18 protein-coding genes are annotated in these 15,101 nt (G+C 44.2%); 15 read left to right on the forward strand and 3 right to left on the reverse strand.

Annotated elements, in window-relative coordinates; all coding sequences use genetic code 11:
* Positions 1-177: 177 nt before the first annotated feature.
* Both trxA and CCS90_RS00505 read right to left on the reverse strand, forming a co-directional pair.
* Entirely contained in the window at positions 178-504 is a 327-nt protein-coding gene (trxA, locus tag CCS90_RS00500; protein ID WP_099017554.1) for a thioredoxin TrxA, read from the reverse strand.
* A gap of 109 nt (positions 505-613) precedes the next feature.
* Positions 614-1,336 (reverse strand): cyclic nucleotide-binding domain-containing protein, encoded by a 723-nt coding sequence (locus CCS90_RS00505; RefSeq protein ID WP_099017555.1) that lies wholly within the window; start codon positions 1,334-1,336, stop codon positions 614-616.
* Positions 1,337-1,452: 116 nt separating this feature from the next.
* On the opposite strand from CCS90_RS00505, the gene ccoN reads away from it, so the two are divergent.
* From ccoN to CCS90_RS00580, 15 genes are all read left to right on the forward strand, one after another.
* Complete coding sequence (gene ccoN / locus CCS90_RS00510) at positions 1,453-2,871, forward strand: cytochrome-c oxidase, cbb3-type subunit I (RefSeq protein WP_099017556.1); 1,419 nt, start codon at positions 1,453-1,455, stop codon at positions 2,869-2,871.
* Positions 2,868-3,482, forward strand: a complete 615-nt coding sequence (ccoO, locus tag CCS90_RS00515; RefSeq protein WP_099017557.1) for a cytochrome-c oxidase, cbb3-type subunit II — start codon at positions 2,868-2,870, stop codon at positions 3,480-3,482. The genes ccoN and ccoO overlap by 4 nt, the downstream gene beginning before the upstream one ends.
* Positions 3,483-3,492: 10 nt before the next feature.
* Positions 3,493-3,669 carry a cbb3-type cytochrome oxidase subunit 3 gene (locus tag CCS90_RS00520; protein ID WP_099017558.1) on the forward strand — a complete coding sequence of 59 codons (177 nt, stop codon included), beginning with the start codon at positions 3,493-3,495 and terminating at the stop codon, positions 3,667-3,669.
* The gene (gene ccoP, locus CCS90_RS00525; RefSeq protein ID WP_211336965.1) at positions 3,662-4,546 is read left to right on the forward strand and encodes a cytochrome-c oxidase, cbb3-type subunit III; all 885 of its coding nucleotides are present in this window, start codon (positions 3,662-3,664) and stop codon (positions 4,544-4,546) included. Before CCS90_RS00520 ends, ccoP begins: the two co-directional genes overlap by 8 nt.
* A 15-nt stretch (positions 4,547-4,561) precedes the next feature.
* Complete coding sequence (locus tag CCS90_RS00530) at positions 4,562-4,876, forward strand: hypothetical protein (protein WP_099017559.1); 315 nt, start codon at positions 4,562-4,564, stop codon at positions 4,874-4,876.
* Positions 4,877-4,885: 9 nt separating this feature from the next.
* Positions 4,886-6,274: a cytochrome c oxidase accessory protein CcoG gene (gene ccoG / locus CCS90_RS00535; RefSeq protein WP_099017560.1), complete on the forward strand. Its 1,389-nt coding sequence runs from the start codon at positions 4,886-4,888 to the stop codon at positions 6,272-6,274.
* Positions 6,271-6,456 carry a hypothetical protein gene (locus CCS90_RS00540; protein WP_099017561.1) on the forward strand — a complete coding sequence of 62 codons (186 nt, stop codon included), beginning with the start codon at positions 6,271-6,273 and terminating at the stop codon, positions 6,454-6,456. Before ccoG ends, CCS90_RS00540 begins: the two co-directional genes overlap by 4 nt.
* A 2-nt stretch (positions 6,457-6,458) precedes the next feature.
* On the forward strand, positions 6,459-8,870 hold the full coding sequence (locus tag CCS90_RS00545) for a heavy metal translocating P-type ATPase (RefSeq protein ID WP_099017562.1): 2,412 nt from the start codon (positions 6,459-6,461) through the stop codon (positions 8,868-8,870).
* Positions 8,871-8,904: 34 nt separating this feature from the next.
* Complete coding sequence (gene ccoS / locus CCS90_RS00550) at positions 8,905-9,099, forward strand: cbb3-type cytochrome oxidase assembly protein CcoS (protein ID WP_099017563.1); 195 nt, start codon at positions 8,905-8,907, stop codon at positions 9,097-9,099.
* A gap of 3 nt (positions 9,100-9,102) precedes the next feature.
* The gene (locus tag CCS90_RS00555; protein WP_099017564.1) at positions 9,103-9,819 is read left to right on the forward strand and encodes a sulfite exporter TauE/SafE family protein; all 717 of its coding nucleotides are present in this window, start codon (positions 9,103-9,105) and stop codon (positions 9,817-9,819) included.
* Between the two features lie 152 nt (positions 9,820-9,971).
* Positions 9,972-10,637: an ABC transporter ATP-binding protein gene (locus CCS90_RS00560; RefSeq protein WP_099017565.1), complete on the forward strand. Its 666-nt coding sequence runs from the start codon at positions 9,972-9,974 to the stop codon at positions 10,635-10,637.
* Positions 10,634-11,572 (forward strand): HlyD family secretion protein, encoded by a 939-nt coding sequence (locus CCS90_RS00565; RefSeq protein ID WP_099017566.1) that lies wholly within the window; start codon positions 10,634-10,636, stop codon positions 11,570-11,572. Before CCS90_RS00560 ends, CCS90_RS00565 begins: the two co-directional genes overlap by 4 nt.
* 1 nt (position 11,573) lies before the next feature.
* Positions 11,574-12,527: an HlyD family secretion protein gene (locus CCS90_RS00570; RefSeq protein WP_099017567.1), complete on the forward strand. Its 954-nt coding sequence runs from the start codon at positions 11,574-11,576 to the stop codon at positions 12,525-12,527.
* Positions 12,524-13,732 (forward strand): efflux RND transporter periplasmic adaptor subunit, encoded by a 1,209-nt coding sequence (locus CCS90_RS00575; protein ID WP_099017568.1) that lies wholly within the window; start codon positions 12,524-12,526, stop codon positions 13,730-13,732. Before CCS90_RS00570 ends, CCS90_RS00575 begins: the two co-directional genes overlap by 4 nt.
* On the forward strand, positions 13,729-14,967 hold the full coding sequence (locus CCS90_RS00580; protein WP_099017569.1) for an ABC transporter permease: 1,239 nt from the start codon (positions 13,729-13,731) through the stop codon (positions 14,965-14,967). Before CCS90_RS00575 ends, CCS90_RS00580 begins: the two co-directional genes overlap by 4 nt.
* On the opposite strand, the gene CCS90_RS15035 is transcribed toward CCS90_RS00580, so the two are convergent.
* Positions 14,964-15,101: a hypothetical protein gene (locus CCS90_RS15035; protein WP_218961644.1), complete on the reverse strand. Its 138-nt coding sequence runs from the start codon at positions 15,099-15,101 to the stop codon at positions 14,964-14,966. The two genes, CCS90_RS00580 and CCS90_RS15035, sit on opposite strands and share 4 nt — an antisense overlap.

The following is a 15,101-nucleotide window of genomic DNA, read 5'->3' on the forward strand; positions in this document are numbered from 1 at the left end:
AATATCGGCTTTGGTCCGCAAAGATTTCAGCCATTGGTTTTAATATTTAGGATTTGTGCTTTCGACAAAAGGCTTGTCGGATTTGATTCCGTATAAACTAACATGGAAGTTTGATACTGTCCAGTCTGAAAATAAAAAAACGCCTGAATCGACTGAAATTCAAGCGTTATTCTTTGATTAAGCGGTGTGTTTACTTAAAAAGTCTAATAATTGACCTTTAGAAACGGCGCCAACATGCTGATCAATGACTTCACCATTTTTAAACAACATCAATGTTGGGATGCCACGAATGGCCATCTTAACGGCAGTCTCTTTGTTGTCTTCGATGTTTAATTTTGCGACCTTAACCTGGCCATCTAATTCATCGGCTACTTCTTCCAAAATGGGTGCAATCATGCGACAAGGTCCACACCATTCTGCCCAATAGTCCACCAATACAGGTACTTCAGAATTGGTGATGTCTTCAAATGTGGCGTCAGTGGCCTTGATAATGTTTTCGCTCATAGCTTATTCTCCATATTAACCTTTGGTCAAAGGTCGGGTTATTATTTGATTGCCTATATTGGGGCAGTTATCATTGGTTTCAATCCTGAGATTGTCTCAATGACTCTTTTCATTCAAGAATTCGCAAGAACTCTTGCATATTAATGACAGTTATTTGATGGTCTGCCAATGATAATATTTCATTTTTTTTCAACTTTGTGAAAGTTCGACTCAAGGTTTCTTCTGCCAGGCCCAAGTAATTGGCCAAATCACGCTGGGACACTTGAAAAGGAAATTGACTGGCAGAAAAGCCACGTGAAAAATACAAATCAGACACGTCTTTGACAAAACTAACTAACTTTTGTTTGGCGTTGTATTCACTGTGAGTGATTTCATATTGGATGATTTTTTCACTCATCATTTTCATCACCCTGTTTTGGATGTCCTTGTGTTTCATCGCCAATTCTTGCAAAGGATAAAACGGAATCACACAGTAAGAGCCTGAACTGACTGCTTTGATCGTGGTTTTGTATTTTCCTTGGTGGATGCCATCAAACCCCATCACTTGACCTGCGATAAACAAGTCAACAATCCGCTCATCTCCTTGTGCGGTGAGGTATACCGACTTGAACATGCCTGAATGAACTGTGTATAAATTTTGGAATTTACTCCCTGCCTTAAATACCGTTTGGTTTTTTTCAATCTTGATGTGTGAGTCAATGATGCTTTCAATCGCATCTATTTCAGCTGAATCAATTCGTACCCTTCGGTTATCAACTATATGAGTACATAACTCACAATCTCCACAGTTGCTGGTTTTGTTGTTTTGTAAATTTTGCTTGGTATTTAACATATAAGTCAGGGATTTTTATCTAAACAGCCTAATCTTGACATTAATCAATTATGGCCTTGTTAAGCCTTCATTATAATTCAAGCCAATCACTAAATGGGCAAATATGCATTGATAATATGATTGATTTTAACGATAAGGTGGTCAAGCAATTCACCATCGCAACGATTTTTTGGGGCATTGTTGGCATGTTGGTGGGCGTATTGATCGCCGCACAACTTGCATGGCCGGCATTGAATTTTGATATTCCATGGCTGACTTACAGTCGATTGCGACCCTTACATACCAATGCAGTAATATTCGCTTTTGGTGGGAATGCTTTATTGGGAACTTCACTGTATGTGGCCCAAAGAACCTGCCAAGTAAAACTGTTTTCTGACCGACTGGCTAGCCTCACATTTTGGGGGTACCAATTGGTGATAGTTGGCGCAGTGTTGACCTTGCCTTTTGGGTTCACACAAAGCAAAGAATATGCCGAGCTGATATGGCCGTTGGACGTCTTATTAACCGTGGTATGGATTTTGTATGCCATCACTTACTTTGGCACCATAGCCACTCGTACGGTCAAACACATTTATGTTGCCAACTGGTTTTATTCAGCCTTTATTATCACCATTGCGTTGTTACACATCGTCAATAATTTGGCCATTCCCGTAAATTGGCACCTGTCATACCCCGTTTTTTCTGGTGCGGTTGATGCGTTGACCCAATGGTGGTATGGACACAATGCAGTGGGCTTTTTCCTTACCGCAGGTTTCTTGGGGATGATGTATTACTTTGTACCGAAACAAGCGGGTCGTCCAGTCTATTCTTACCGCCTTTCCATTGTACATTTCTGGGCCTTGGTCTCTACTTATATGTGGGCCGGTCCTCATCATTTGCAATACACTTCATTACCTGATTGGGCACAATCTTTGGGCATGGTTTTCTCGTTGATCTTATTGGCGCCTTCTTGGGGTGGCATGATCAACGGCATGATGACTTTATCTGGGGCTTGGGATAAATTGCGTTCAGATCCAATCATTAAAATGATGATAGTGGCCTTGTCATTTTATGGCATGAGTACTTTTGAAGGCCCCATGATGTCAATCAAGACGGTGAATGCTTTGTCTCACTATACCGACTGGGGTATTGGACATGTGCATTCGGGGGCTTTGGGTTGGGTGGCCTTGATGACCATGGCTTCGATGTACACCTTGGTGCCCAGATTGTGGCATCGAGCGGGTATGTACAGTACTCACTTGATTAACGTGCATTTTTGGATTGCCACTTTGGGTATTGTTCTGTACATCGCTTCGATGTGGATTGCTGGTGTGATGCAAGGTTTGATGTGGCGCGCAGTGGATGCCAATGGTTCATTGGTATACAGCCATGTTGAAAGCATTGAAGCCACTTACCCTTACTATGTGATCAGGTTAATCGGTGGTTTGTTGTTCTTGACTGGGGCTGTGATCCAGGCTTACAACACCTGGAAGACCATCAAAGGACACCAATCGACAACAGCACAAGGGACTGAGGTTGTAGGAGCAAGCGCATGAACAAGCATGACAAAATTGAAAAAAATATCGGACTGTTGGGTGTATTGGTGGCAATAGTCATCAGTTTTTCAGGCATCATTGAAATTGTGCCTTTGATGTCGCAGGCCAGTGTGGTTGAGCCCGTCGAAGGTTTAAAACCGCGCAATCCATTGGAGTTGGCGGGTCAAAATATATATGTGGCCGAAGGCTGTTATGGCTGTCACTCTCAACAAATCAGGCCATTCGTCGATGAAACCTTGCGCTATGGACATTACTCCTTGGCCGGTGAGTCGGTTTATGACCGCCCACATCAGTGGGGCTCTAAACGCACCGGGCCAGATTTGGCTCGAGTGGGTGGCCGCTACTCCAATGAATGGCATGAAATTCATTTGATTGATCCTCGTGCGGTGGTGCCCACTTCTAATATGCCAGGTTATCCATGGTTGGCTGATACGCCCGTTGATGTTGAACAAACCGTGGCCAGTATGAAAGTATTGAAAAAATTAGGTCATCCCTATTCAGACGATGAAATTGCCAATGCAGCGGCCAGTTTGACTGACAAAACCCAACTGGATGCCTTGGTTGCCTATTTACAAAACCTAGGTATTGCCATGCCTAAGAGTTACCAATAAGGAGGTCGATATGATCAGCGGAATTTATACTGGACTCATGTTGGTGGTGTTTTTGGGCATCGTCGCATGGGCTTGGAGCAGACACAACAAAGCCACTTTTGAAGAATTGTCACACATGGCACTCAAAGATGACGATCAAATAAACCATCAATCAGAACAGCAAACTGAGGAGAAAAGCCATGAGTGATTTTTGGCATTGGACTGTAATCATTGTCGTGACTGGGCACATAGTGGCGTATCTGTGGTTGTTATTCGCTACGGCAAAAAAGAAAGTCGATAAGCGCGAAGACAACACCACTGGACATGTGTGGGATGAAGATTTAACCGAATTGGATCACCCAATGCCGCGATGGTGGTTGTGGTTGTTTGTCATCACCATAGTTTTTGCTGTGATTTATTTATACCAATACCCTGGATTGGGTAATTATAAAGGCAGTAAAGAATGGACCTCGATCAATCGATTTGAAACCAATTACGCCGCAGTCAGCGATGCCAGGGATAAATCATTTGCTGGCTTTATCAACAAACCTATTGATGCGTTGATTCAGGACGACCAAGCCATGTTGATTGGTCAACGCATTTTTGCCAATCATTGTGCACAATGCCATGCTTCCGATGCACAGGGTAATGTGGGATTCCCCAATCTGACCGATGCTGATTGGAATTGGGGTGGAGAACACAGTGACATCGTCGCCAGCATAAGCAATGGGCGCATGGGTGTGATGCCCGCTTTTGCTCCAGCTTTAGGAGAAGCAGGTACCCAGCAAGTAGCGGCTTATGTCAGAAGCCTGTCAGGCATCGAACACGATGCCACACTGGCTGCTGAGGGCGCGACCAAATTCGGTATGTTTTGTGCGGCCTGTCACGGTGCTGATGCCCAAGGTCAAAAGTTATTTGGCGCCCCCAATCTAACTGATGACATTTGGTTATATGGCTCCGATGGAATCATTGAAACAGCCCTGTATGAAGGCTTGAGTGGGAACATGCCTTCGCAGCAAGGCATTTTGGATGAAAATCGCATCAAGCTGGTGGCGGCTTACGTCTATTCATTGAGCAAACAATAAGGCTGCTATAGAACCATGACAACTCAACCCATCGAAAACAACCAAGCATTTAATCAACGCCAATTAAAACGCATCTTCTGGCGGCGCATGGCCACTGTTTTGTGGGTGTCGTTTTTTACTGCCGGCGTACAGTCAATGGTGTTTTTTGCTTTGTTTGATCCTGCTTATTTAGGTCAATTATCTGTTTTTGCTGCTGAAATCTCACGACTACAGGGCTACGCTCTGGGTTTTGTTTTTTTCTGGGCTTTTACATTTTCTGCCGCTTTATTCAGTGGGTTGGTGCTGGCCTTGCCCAGAACCCGTTTAGCCAAACGCAACCCCAACGGCTGAGACTAAACCATGTCTAAACAAGAAACCAAGCCCATTGAACTGAGCTTATACAAAGCCCATGAAAAAGTTTATCCACGTGAAGTGAAAGGCCGTTTTCAATTCAAACGCAAATTGGCAGTTTGGGTGTTACTTGGCTTATTTTACTTGTTGCCTTGGATAAGTTGGGCCGGTGAACAGGCCATCCTGTTTGACTTACCACAAAGGCGATTTCATATTTTCTCATTGACCTTGTGGCCTCAAGATTTTATATTTTTGGCATTGATGTTGATCATTGCCGCCTTTGCATTGTTTTTCTTTACGGCTTTGGCTGGACGACTGTGGTGTGGCTTTGCGTGTCCACAAACGGTTTGGACCGAAGTGTTTATTTGGTTAGAACAACTGACCGAAGGCAACCGCCATAAACGCATGAAACTGGACAAAGCACCATGGTCCACTGAAAAGGTTCTCAGGAAATTCAGCAAACAGTTTTTATGGATCACTTTTGCTTTGTGGACCGGATTTACTTTCGTTGGCTTTTTCACTCCAGTCAAAGAGTTGGCCGCGCATGTTTGGCAATGGACCTTGGGACCGTGGGAAAGTTTTTGGCTGTTCTTTTATTCCTTAGCCACTTATGGCAATGCAGGCTATCTGCGTGAACAAGTGTGCTTGTATATGTGCCCCTATGCTCGCTTCCAAAGCGCCATGTTCGACCAAGAAACCTTGATCATTTCATACGATGAACAACGTGGAGAGCCCAGGATGCGTGGCAAACACCGGCGTGAGGCAGATGCCCCAGGTGATTGTATCGATTGCACCCTGTGTGTACAGGTCTGTCCCACTGGAATCGACATCCGTGACGGACTGCAGTATGAATGTATTGCTTGTGCGGCTTGTATTGATGCCTGTGATGATGTGATGGAAAAAAGCGGCATGCCCAAAGGATTGATTAAATACACCACCGAAAATGCTTTGGTCGGGAAACCAACACACCTGGTGCGACCACGAACCCTCATTTACTTCATCATCCTGATGACTTTGGTGTCATCTTTTGGTATTGCTTTGGTCAAGCGCAGTTCAATTGACATGAATGTCATCCACGACCGAAACAGTTTTTACCGGGTGGTGAATGCCAACACCATAGAAAATGTGTACACTTTAAAAGTAATGAACAAAGGCGAATCCATGACTCGATACCAGGTGAGTGCCAGTGGCATCGAAGGATTGACTGTGGTGTTGGGATTAAACCAAACCATCATTGAAGCCGAGCCTGGTCAATTGGTTACGGTACCGATTAAAATTCAAGCGGATAAAAAATGGGCCAATAAAAAAATTCACACCATCGAAGTCAGCGTGGTAAAAACCAATGATGACAGCGACCAAGCCACAGAAAAAGTTAAATATTTCGGATACGACAAATGAATAATAAAGCCAAAGAAAAAACATATAAAAACCTGCCTTGGTATAAATACCCTTGGGTTTGGTTCATGCTGTCATTACCAGCCAGTGCCGTAGTGGCGGGTCTATATACGGTTTATATTGCCCATCAAAATGCCCCGCAAGTCATCTCTAAACAAAACAAATTTCAAGTCGAACAAGACTGATCATGACCAGCTGCTTTCACTGCGGTGAAATGGTTCCCAAGGGCTGTGAACTGACGGCCCAAATAGCTGGGCAAGCCCAACCCATGTGTTGTATAGGCTGTCAAGCCGTGGCTGTCTTTTTGAATGACAACGACCATGCGATGTTTTATCAGTATCGCCAGCACCAATTCCCCGCTGAACAAGTCGAAAGTACCGGCCACAGCAATCAATGGCAACATCTAGATGCAGTTGAAGTATTCAGCCAAATTGTTCGACCAAATCCCACAGGCTCAAGTCAGGTCACAATTAAAGTCGATGGCATGTATTGCAGTGCTTGTGGTTGGTTATTACAAAAAGTGTTGCTCAACCGAACAGGGGTCTTAGATTTGCGCATCAATAGCGTCACGCAAAACATGCAAATTGATTTTGACCCTTCACAGATTAAGCTCAGTGACATTTTTAACCAAATTCAACAACTGGGTTACCAACCATTACAACAAAACAGTTCAGAAAGTCCAAACGATGGCAGCCGCAAAGATCAATTAAAAAAGATTGCGGTCGCTGGTTTTGGCATGATGTTTATCATGACGCTGGCGGTGCCCTTGTATTCACCCGATCAATTCACCGTGGCTCCACACATCCAACGTTTTTTTCTGATGATCAGTTTGTTGGTGGCCACTGGAATCTATTTTTATTCGGGTAAAAGCTTTATCCGCAATGCCATACGTGACATCAGAAACAGACACTTGGGCATGGATGTTCCGGTGGCCCTGTCGATCAGTTTGGCATATTTTGTCAGTCTGTATTTTAGTTTTATCCAACAAGGCCATGTGTATTTTGACTCGATGGCCATGTTCATATTTTTCTTGTTACTTGGCCGTTATGTGGAGTCACAAGTTCGGCACCAAGGGATGAATGTTCGCGAATCTTTATTCGCACTGGTGCCCATCAGCGCACAACGGTTGGTCAACAGCAAAGACCTGACTGCACAAACAACCGAAACAGTACCATTGAATCAGATAGTCAAAGGTGATCATATACTGATCAAAGCCGGTGAGGTCATTCCATGTGATGGTCAAGTCTTACAGGGGTCAGGCTCAGTTAATGAGGCCATTTTAACCGGTGAATCTGCACTGGTGGACAAACAGCCGGGTGATGTCATTTATGCCGGTGCTCGATTAAGCAGCGGCCAATTGATAAGCGTCACAACAGTCAACAACCAAGACAGTTTTTTAGCCAAACTGGCTGATTTAATGGAGTTGGCACAGAGTAAAAAACCAGCCACTTTACAATCAGTTGATCAGCTTGCCAGTTATTTCGTGTCGGTGGTTTTACTTTTGGCTTTAGGCACTGCCATTTGGTATGGTTTGCAACAACCAGATGCCTTGATGATTGCTGTGTTGTCTGTGTTGATTGCCACTTGCCCTTGCGCCTTGTCATTGGCCACACCAACTGCTTTGACTGCCGCGGGGGTTCATTTATTGCGGCAGGGTGTGTTGGTCAATAACACAGGTGCCATCACCCAGTTAAATAAAATAAAACATTGGTATTTTGATAAAACTGGCACCTTGACCACAAACACATTATCGATAAAAAACACCCACAAACTGTCAACTCACAGTGAGCAATCATTGGCGGCGATAACAGCTGGTTTACAAAAAATCAGTAACCACCCCATTGCCTCGGCTTTTAAACACCATCAACCCTCAGAAGTGACGGATGCCAAACAAGTTACTGGGTACGGCGTCAGTGGCATAATAGCGAGTCAAACTGAACAACAGCAATGGTTTATGGGCAGTGCTGCATGGTTAAAAAGCTTGTCAATTGAGCTGCCAGAAATCAACAATGATGCCGGCTTAACTCAAGTTTATCTGGTCTGTGAAAAAGACCTGGTGGCAATTTATGAATTACAGGTTCCCATCAGAACCGGGGTTAATGCCTTACTTAAAAGTTTAACTAAGCAAGGTAAAAATTTGACCATGATCAGTGGCGACCAGCCCGCTACGGTGGCCACTTGGGCTGAACAACTGGCCATTGAACATTATTTTGGCGGTCTTAAGGCCGAAGACAAAATTCAACACATTGCCAAGCAACAACAATTGGGCAATGCCTGTGTGATGGTGGGAGATGGTGTTAATGATGCACCAGTCTTGGCACAAGCTGATGTTTCAATCAGTTTAAAACAAGGGGCTTATTTGGCCCATGCGGCCTCTGACATGATTGTCTTGGGGAAATCTTTGGCACCCATCGAACAAGCACTTACAGTTTCCGCCAAAACCAATGCCATCATCAAGCAGAACCTAAGCTGGTCATTGGTTTATAATCTCAGTGTGACACCGATTGCCATGATGGGATTGTTGGCACCTTGGATGGCTGCCATTGGCATGTCATTAAGCTCTTTATTGGTGGTGTTAAATTCACGCCGCTTGTTATGAATAAAGTCGACATTGGGTCGCAGGATTGATACAAATGAACATGGTTTTTGTTTTGGTTTTATTGAGTTTGGTATTGGCCGGCGTGGCCGTCTGGGCTTTGATTTGGGCCATCAATAAAAAGCAGTTTGATGATTTAGACAGCCCGGCTTACTCCATCCTAGATGATGACAACGAACCCTTTAATCACCCAAAAGTCAAATCAACCGATCCAAACGAACCCAAAACCTGAGTCATGTTGTCTGCCCTCACACCCTTATTGATTGGTTTTTTTTCTGGCTTTCACTGCATTGCCATGTGTGGTGGTCTGTGCGCAGCCATTTGCCAAAAACAAAACAGCCAACAAATCGTTTTGACCAATTTAGGCAGGGTATTCACTTATGCCCTATTGGGTGCTTTGTTTGCTGGTCTGATACAAGGTGCCAGTATCCAACTCGAACTGGGCGCTTTGGGTTGGTTGCTTCGACTCTTGATGGGTACCCTATTAATCACCGCTGGTTTGGTCATTATTTTTAAGGACAAGGCCAAGTGGTTGTTGATTCAAAAACCATTGCCTTTTTGGCCTGTTGTGGCCAACAAGCTGAAGACCATTCAGCACAGTAACAGCACCCCAGCTGCCTTTTTCAAAGGCATGCTTTGGGGCTTGATTCCTTGTGGCCTGTTGTATGGCATGTTAATCATTGCCGCAACCACTGCCGACGTCTTTCGAGGCGCCAGTTTCATGTTGTTTTTTGGCTTAGGCACTTTGTTGCCTTTGCTGGTTTCGCAAGTATTCATTAAAAAGATCCTTGCCAGCCAAAAAGGCCATTGGCTCAGGGCTGTATCCGGTGGTTTCGTGTTGATTTTGGGACTATGGATTGCGCTTTCACCGTGGTTTGCTCACCGATTAATTCCAGATGACAATGTGTTTTTTACAGAATTGAATGCTGTTTTATCACTTTGTATACCTTAAAAAATTAAGTTTCACAATTCATCCACAATTGATGGTTAGAATGATTGAACTTTAAGCCCACATTGTGGTTTAAACTAAATCATACTTTTGACACATACATTTGCTGCCAAAAAACACTAACCTAAACCATCGTTAACGGGACTGCATCAAGGATGTTGGAATTAAATAAAATATCTAAAATTTACCAAACACAAGGTGAAACCATCACTGCATTGGACCAGGTGGATTTAACCATCGCTGAAGGTGAGTTCGTGGCCATTATGGGCAGGTCGGGTTCAGGCAAGTCGACCATGCTCAATATTCTGGGTTGTATGGACAAGCCCACCAGTGGCCAGTACCAACTGGCCAACCAAGATGTCAGTTCATTGGATGATGATGCCTTGTCAAAAATTCGCAATGACCTGATTGGGTTTGTGTTTCAAGGGTTTCACTTGTTACCACGATTGAGTGCATTGGAAAATGTCATGGTTCCCTTGCGATTCGCTTCACCTGAAAAACAGCAGGGTGGTGAACAACGAGCCATTGATTTACTGCAGCAAGTGGGGTTGGGTGATCGCATGCACCACATGTCCAATGAAATGTCAGGTGGCCAAATTCAAAGGGTTGCCATTGCACGATCGCTGATAAACCAGCCTGCTGTTTTATTGGCTGATGAGCCAACGGGAAACTTGGACAGTTCCATTTCTCAACAAATCATCGACCTATTGATTTCCTTGAATCAAGCCGGTCAAACCATAGTGATGGTCACGCATGAACCAGACATCGCTGAAAATGCTGGTCGCACCATTCACTTCTTAGACGGGAAGATAGTCACATGAAAAAGACCGTAATATTGCTACTCATCATTTTTAGCTGTACCTGCCAAGCAGAAATGTTTACCGGTATGGTCGAGTCCAGCCAAACCCAAGTGGTTAACATGCCGCAAGTCAGGGGTTGGCAAGCAAAAATAAGCGAAATGACAGAAGAAGGTACTTTCGTCGAACCAGGCGATTTTTTGGTGCGGATCGATGGCAGCGAACTCGACAGCACCATTGAAAGCAAAACCGAACAATTAGATGTGTTCAAAGCCAGCGCCAAGCGTGACATGATCCAAATTCAAATTGATCTAAACAATGCCAAACTGGCCCATGAAAAAGCCCAGGTGGCGCGCAAAGTGGCCCAACTCAAAGCCGACGTACCGGTTGATTTCATTGGTGAGCTTGAGTACAAGGAACGGCAATTGACCTTAAAAAAATCCATCAAGACTTTGGATGAGTCTAAAAATGAGTTGGCCGCCATTGAACAAAAACAACGTGAAAAGAAAATTGAAATAGAATTGGGCACAGAACAAAAAGAAAAAGACTTGGCTTATTGGAAGAACCAACTGGATTCGATGACCATCCATGCCAATCAATCGGGTTATGTCATTTATGCTTCACACCCTTGGACGGGTAGTAAATATCAAACCGGCGACCAAGCCAACAGCGGAATGGAAATCCTCAAAGTTTCAAAAAAACAGAACATGAAAGTCAAAGCCTGGGTCAATGCCATTGACATCCCCAATATCGCAGAAGGTAAAAAAGTCAGTGTTTCTTTTGATGCACTGCCCAATGCCCAGGTTGATGGACAAATCACGTCAGTGTCATCGGGCGGTCGAGACAAAAAAGATTGGGGCGATGGCTTATATTATGAAGTCGAAATCGGCTTAAACGATGCTGACAACATTCCCTTATTACCGGGCATGAGTGCCCTGATTATCCTGAGCGAGGGCTAAAATGAAACCATTATTAATCATGCTGCTGCTGTTCAGCATCCACAACAAAACCCATGCAGCAGATTTTGCTGCCAACGGTGAACTCAAAGCCGTCGAAACCGACAGTTATTCCCCGCCGAAAGTACGTCGTATTTGGCAATACACCATTGCTTTTATGGCACCAGATGGCAGCCAAGTTAACCCAGGCCAACCTGTTTTGATGTTTAAAACGGACCAGCTCAAAGAGCGTTTGATGGACCGACAAGGCGAGTTGAATGTCAAAAAATCAGAATTAAAAAACACCGAAGTGGGTAAAGTAGAAACCCTGCAGAATAAAGATTTGGCGATTGAAGAGAAAAAAATGTTGTTGGACAAGGCCCAACGCAAAGCAGAGTTACCCAGCAGTGTGATTGCTCAAAATGAATACCAAGAAAATCAGTTGAACTACGAGCTGGCAAAATTAGAATACCAGCATGCCATTGATGACCGGCGATTGAATGAAGAACGGTTAAAAACGGAGATTCAAATTTTAGATGCCAATATCGCCAAATTAACGGCCGAAGTTGAAGAGTTAAATAACTCAATCAAAAGCATGCGCATCATGTCAAAGCGCAAAGGTATTGTGATGCACCAAACAGATCACAACAACAACAAGTTTGCCATCGGAGATTCTGTTTGGGGTGGTGCCAGGGTCACTGAAGTGGCTGATTTAGACCAAATCATTGCCAAATTAGAAATCAAAGAAAACGACATGTCACGTGTTGCTGAGGGACAAAAAGTCAAATTTGTTCTGGACGCCTACCCTGACCTTGAATTCAATGGCGTGATTGAATCTTTATCAAAAGTTGTGCGCACCAAATCAAAAAATCAACCGTCTAAAATTTTAGATGCAGAAGTGTCGATTGATGATTTGAATTTGGACATCATGCGCCCAGGCATGAGTATCAAAGCCACCATTTTGGCAGAGGCCTCATGAACAAAATAATTCCAACAACCTGCCTCACATTTCTTTTATTATCTTGTGGCAATGAAGAAAAACTCAGCACCCCTGTGATTCAAGTGGTTGAAGACAAGGTGTTGTTTGAAATTCATGCCGAGGGTGAACTGGAAGCGGTTAAATCCACTCCAATCACCGCACCGGCCACTTCCAGAAGACCGCAAACATTGGCTTGGATCAAACCGCAATTTTCTCCAGTAAAGGCAGGTGAAGTGGTGGCCAAGTTTGATGGCTCAACGTTTCAAATTGAAGTGGACGAAACCAGCTTTGAAATCCAAAAACTCATGTATTCCATGCTGGCTAAAGACCGCGAAATTGACAACAGTAAATTCAGTTTTGGTGCAGAAGCGCAAGTGATTGATTATGAATACGACTTGGCCAAACAATTCAACATTGACGACCCCTTGTTATATACCAAGATAGAAATGATTGAAGCCGGGGACAATGAAGAATTCTTGAAAGCCAAAGCCGACCACATCGATAAGGTCGAGGAAAATTTTGAAGAAAAATCGCAAACCGAGAAAGCCGTGTTGGAAAGTTCAAAACAGGTTCAAGTGGCCAAGCTAGAGATGAACAATGCCAGCTTGAGCGCCCTGGAGGTGATTGCGCCTCATGATGGATTGTTTGTATTGGAACCCAGTTGGGACGGCTCTTTACCCGAGCCTGGCAAATCTATTTTTCCTGGTGGAAAGCTGGCTTCTTTACCAGATTTGAGTCTGATGCAAGCCAAAGTCTATGTGCCGGAAGTTGAAGCCATAGGCATCAAAGAAGGCATCGCCGTTAAAGTCACATTACATGCTTTTTCTGACACCACATTTGATGGCACAGTCAGCTCAATCAGCAAAACAGCCCAGCCCAAAGAACGTGACAACCCCGTTAAGTATTTCACTGTATTGGTGGCTTTGGATGTCAGCAACAACGAACAACTTAAACCAGGTCAAAGACTGGATGCCAGCATTCATGTGGTGGAACAAGCGCGTGGCATGGTGGTTCCCATCCAAACCGTGTTTCGTGAACAAAACAGCACTTGGGTGTACCTACAAAAGGGTGATCAATTCACCCAACAACCCATCACCACAGGTTTTTGTAGTTCCAGTTTATGCACCATAGAAAAAGGCTTGAATGATGGTGATGTCATTGCCTTAAGCCAACCCTATAAATCAACCACTGAGGCTGCTTTATGAATGCTTTAACCATCAACCTGCGTCATGCCATCTCGGAAATGTTACACCACAAATTGCGCACTTTATTGACCTTACTGGGTATGGTTTTTGGCGTTGGTGCAGTGATTGCGATGCTCAGCATCGGTGAAGGCGCGAAAGCCGAAGCCACTCGCCTGATTGAAAAAATGGGCTTGCGCAATTTGGTGATAGAGGAAAAAGTCTTTGATCAGGAAACCTTGAAAGAAATTCGTGAAGACACTTTGGGTTTAACTGTCAACGATGTCCGTGCCTTACAGGAAAGTTTACCCTTCGTAGAAAAAACTTGTGGTGAAAAAACCCTGAAAACCTGGAGCCTGTTCTCAGTCAATGCCAATTCAGATGGTGCGGTCAAAGCCGTCTCGCCCAGTTGTTTTGAAATGTCAAATTTAGAAGTTTCGGCCGGTCGATTATTCAACACCGAAGACAACAGTGACTTTAATCAAGTGGCAGTGATCGGATCAGAAGTGGCCACCCAATTATTTCCTGATGGCAACGCCCTTGGACAGCGCATCAAAATCAATCACCTGTGGGTTGAAGTCATAGGTATCCTGCGTAAAGACGAATTATCCAAAGATGAAATTCAAGGTATTAAATTAGGTGCTGAACACAATCAAATTTTTATTCCGGTGGAAACCGCCTTCAAGCGCTTAAAATCTGAAACTTTAGAAAGTCAATTAGACACCATTCGAGTTGGCTTGGATGAATCCATCAAACCGCAAGTCGCTTCTGTCGCCATCGATCGACTGCTGAAACGTCGACATGGCAACATCGATGACTATCAAATCGTGGTGCCAGCTTCGCTACTTAATCAACAAAACCAAACCCAACAAATCTTTACCATTGTGATGTCGAGTATTGCGGGCATATCCCTGTTGGTGGGTGGTATTGGCATCATGAACATCATGCTGGCCACGGTGTTAGAACGTACCAAGGAAATCGGTTTGTTACGCGCCTTAGGTGCCAGAAAAGCCGACATCAAAAATCAGTTCCTGATTGAAAGTGCCACCATCGCTGCGGTGGGAGCCGTACTGGGAATCATCATGGGCATCGTGCTGTCCTTTATCATTCAGTCCTTTGCCAATTGGCCGGTTGAATGGAGTATATTTTCCATCATTTTGGCGGTGGGTGTTTGTTTGATAACGGGTGTAGCCTTTGGTTATTATCCCGCCAAACAAGCAGCAGAACTGGACCCCATACAGGCACTGCAAAAGAATTAATCCATGCAATACAAGGACAGTACTGGACCGATCGATACAGCCAAAAAAACCCTCAAAGTCAACCATGCCGGTGAATTTTGAGCCATCAATATATACAGAGCACAGTTGTTGTCCAAGGTTTTCATGCCTGACAT

The sequence above is a fragment of the Marinicella litoralis genome, assembly GCF_002591915.1.
In the GTDB taxonomy this organism is placed as follows: domain Bacteria; phylum Pseudomonadota; class Gammaproteobacteria; order Xanthomonadales; family Marinicellaceae; genus Marinicella; species Marinicella litoralis.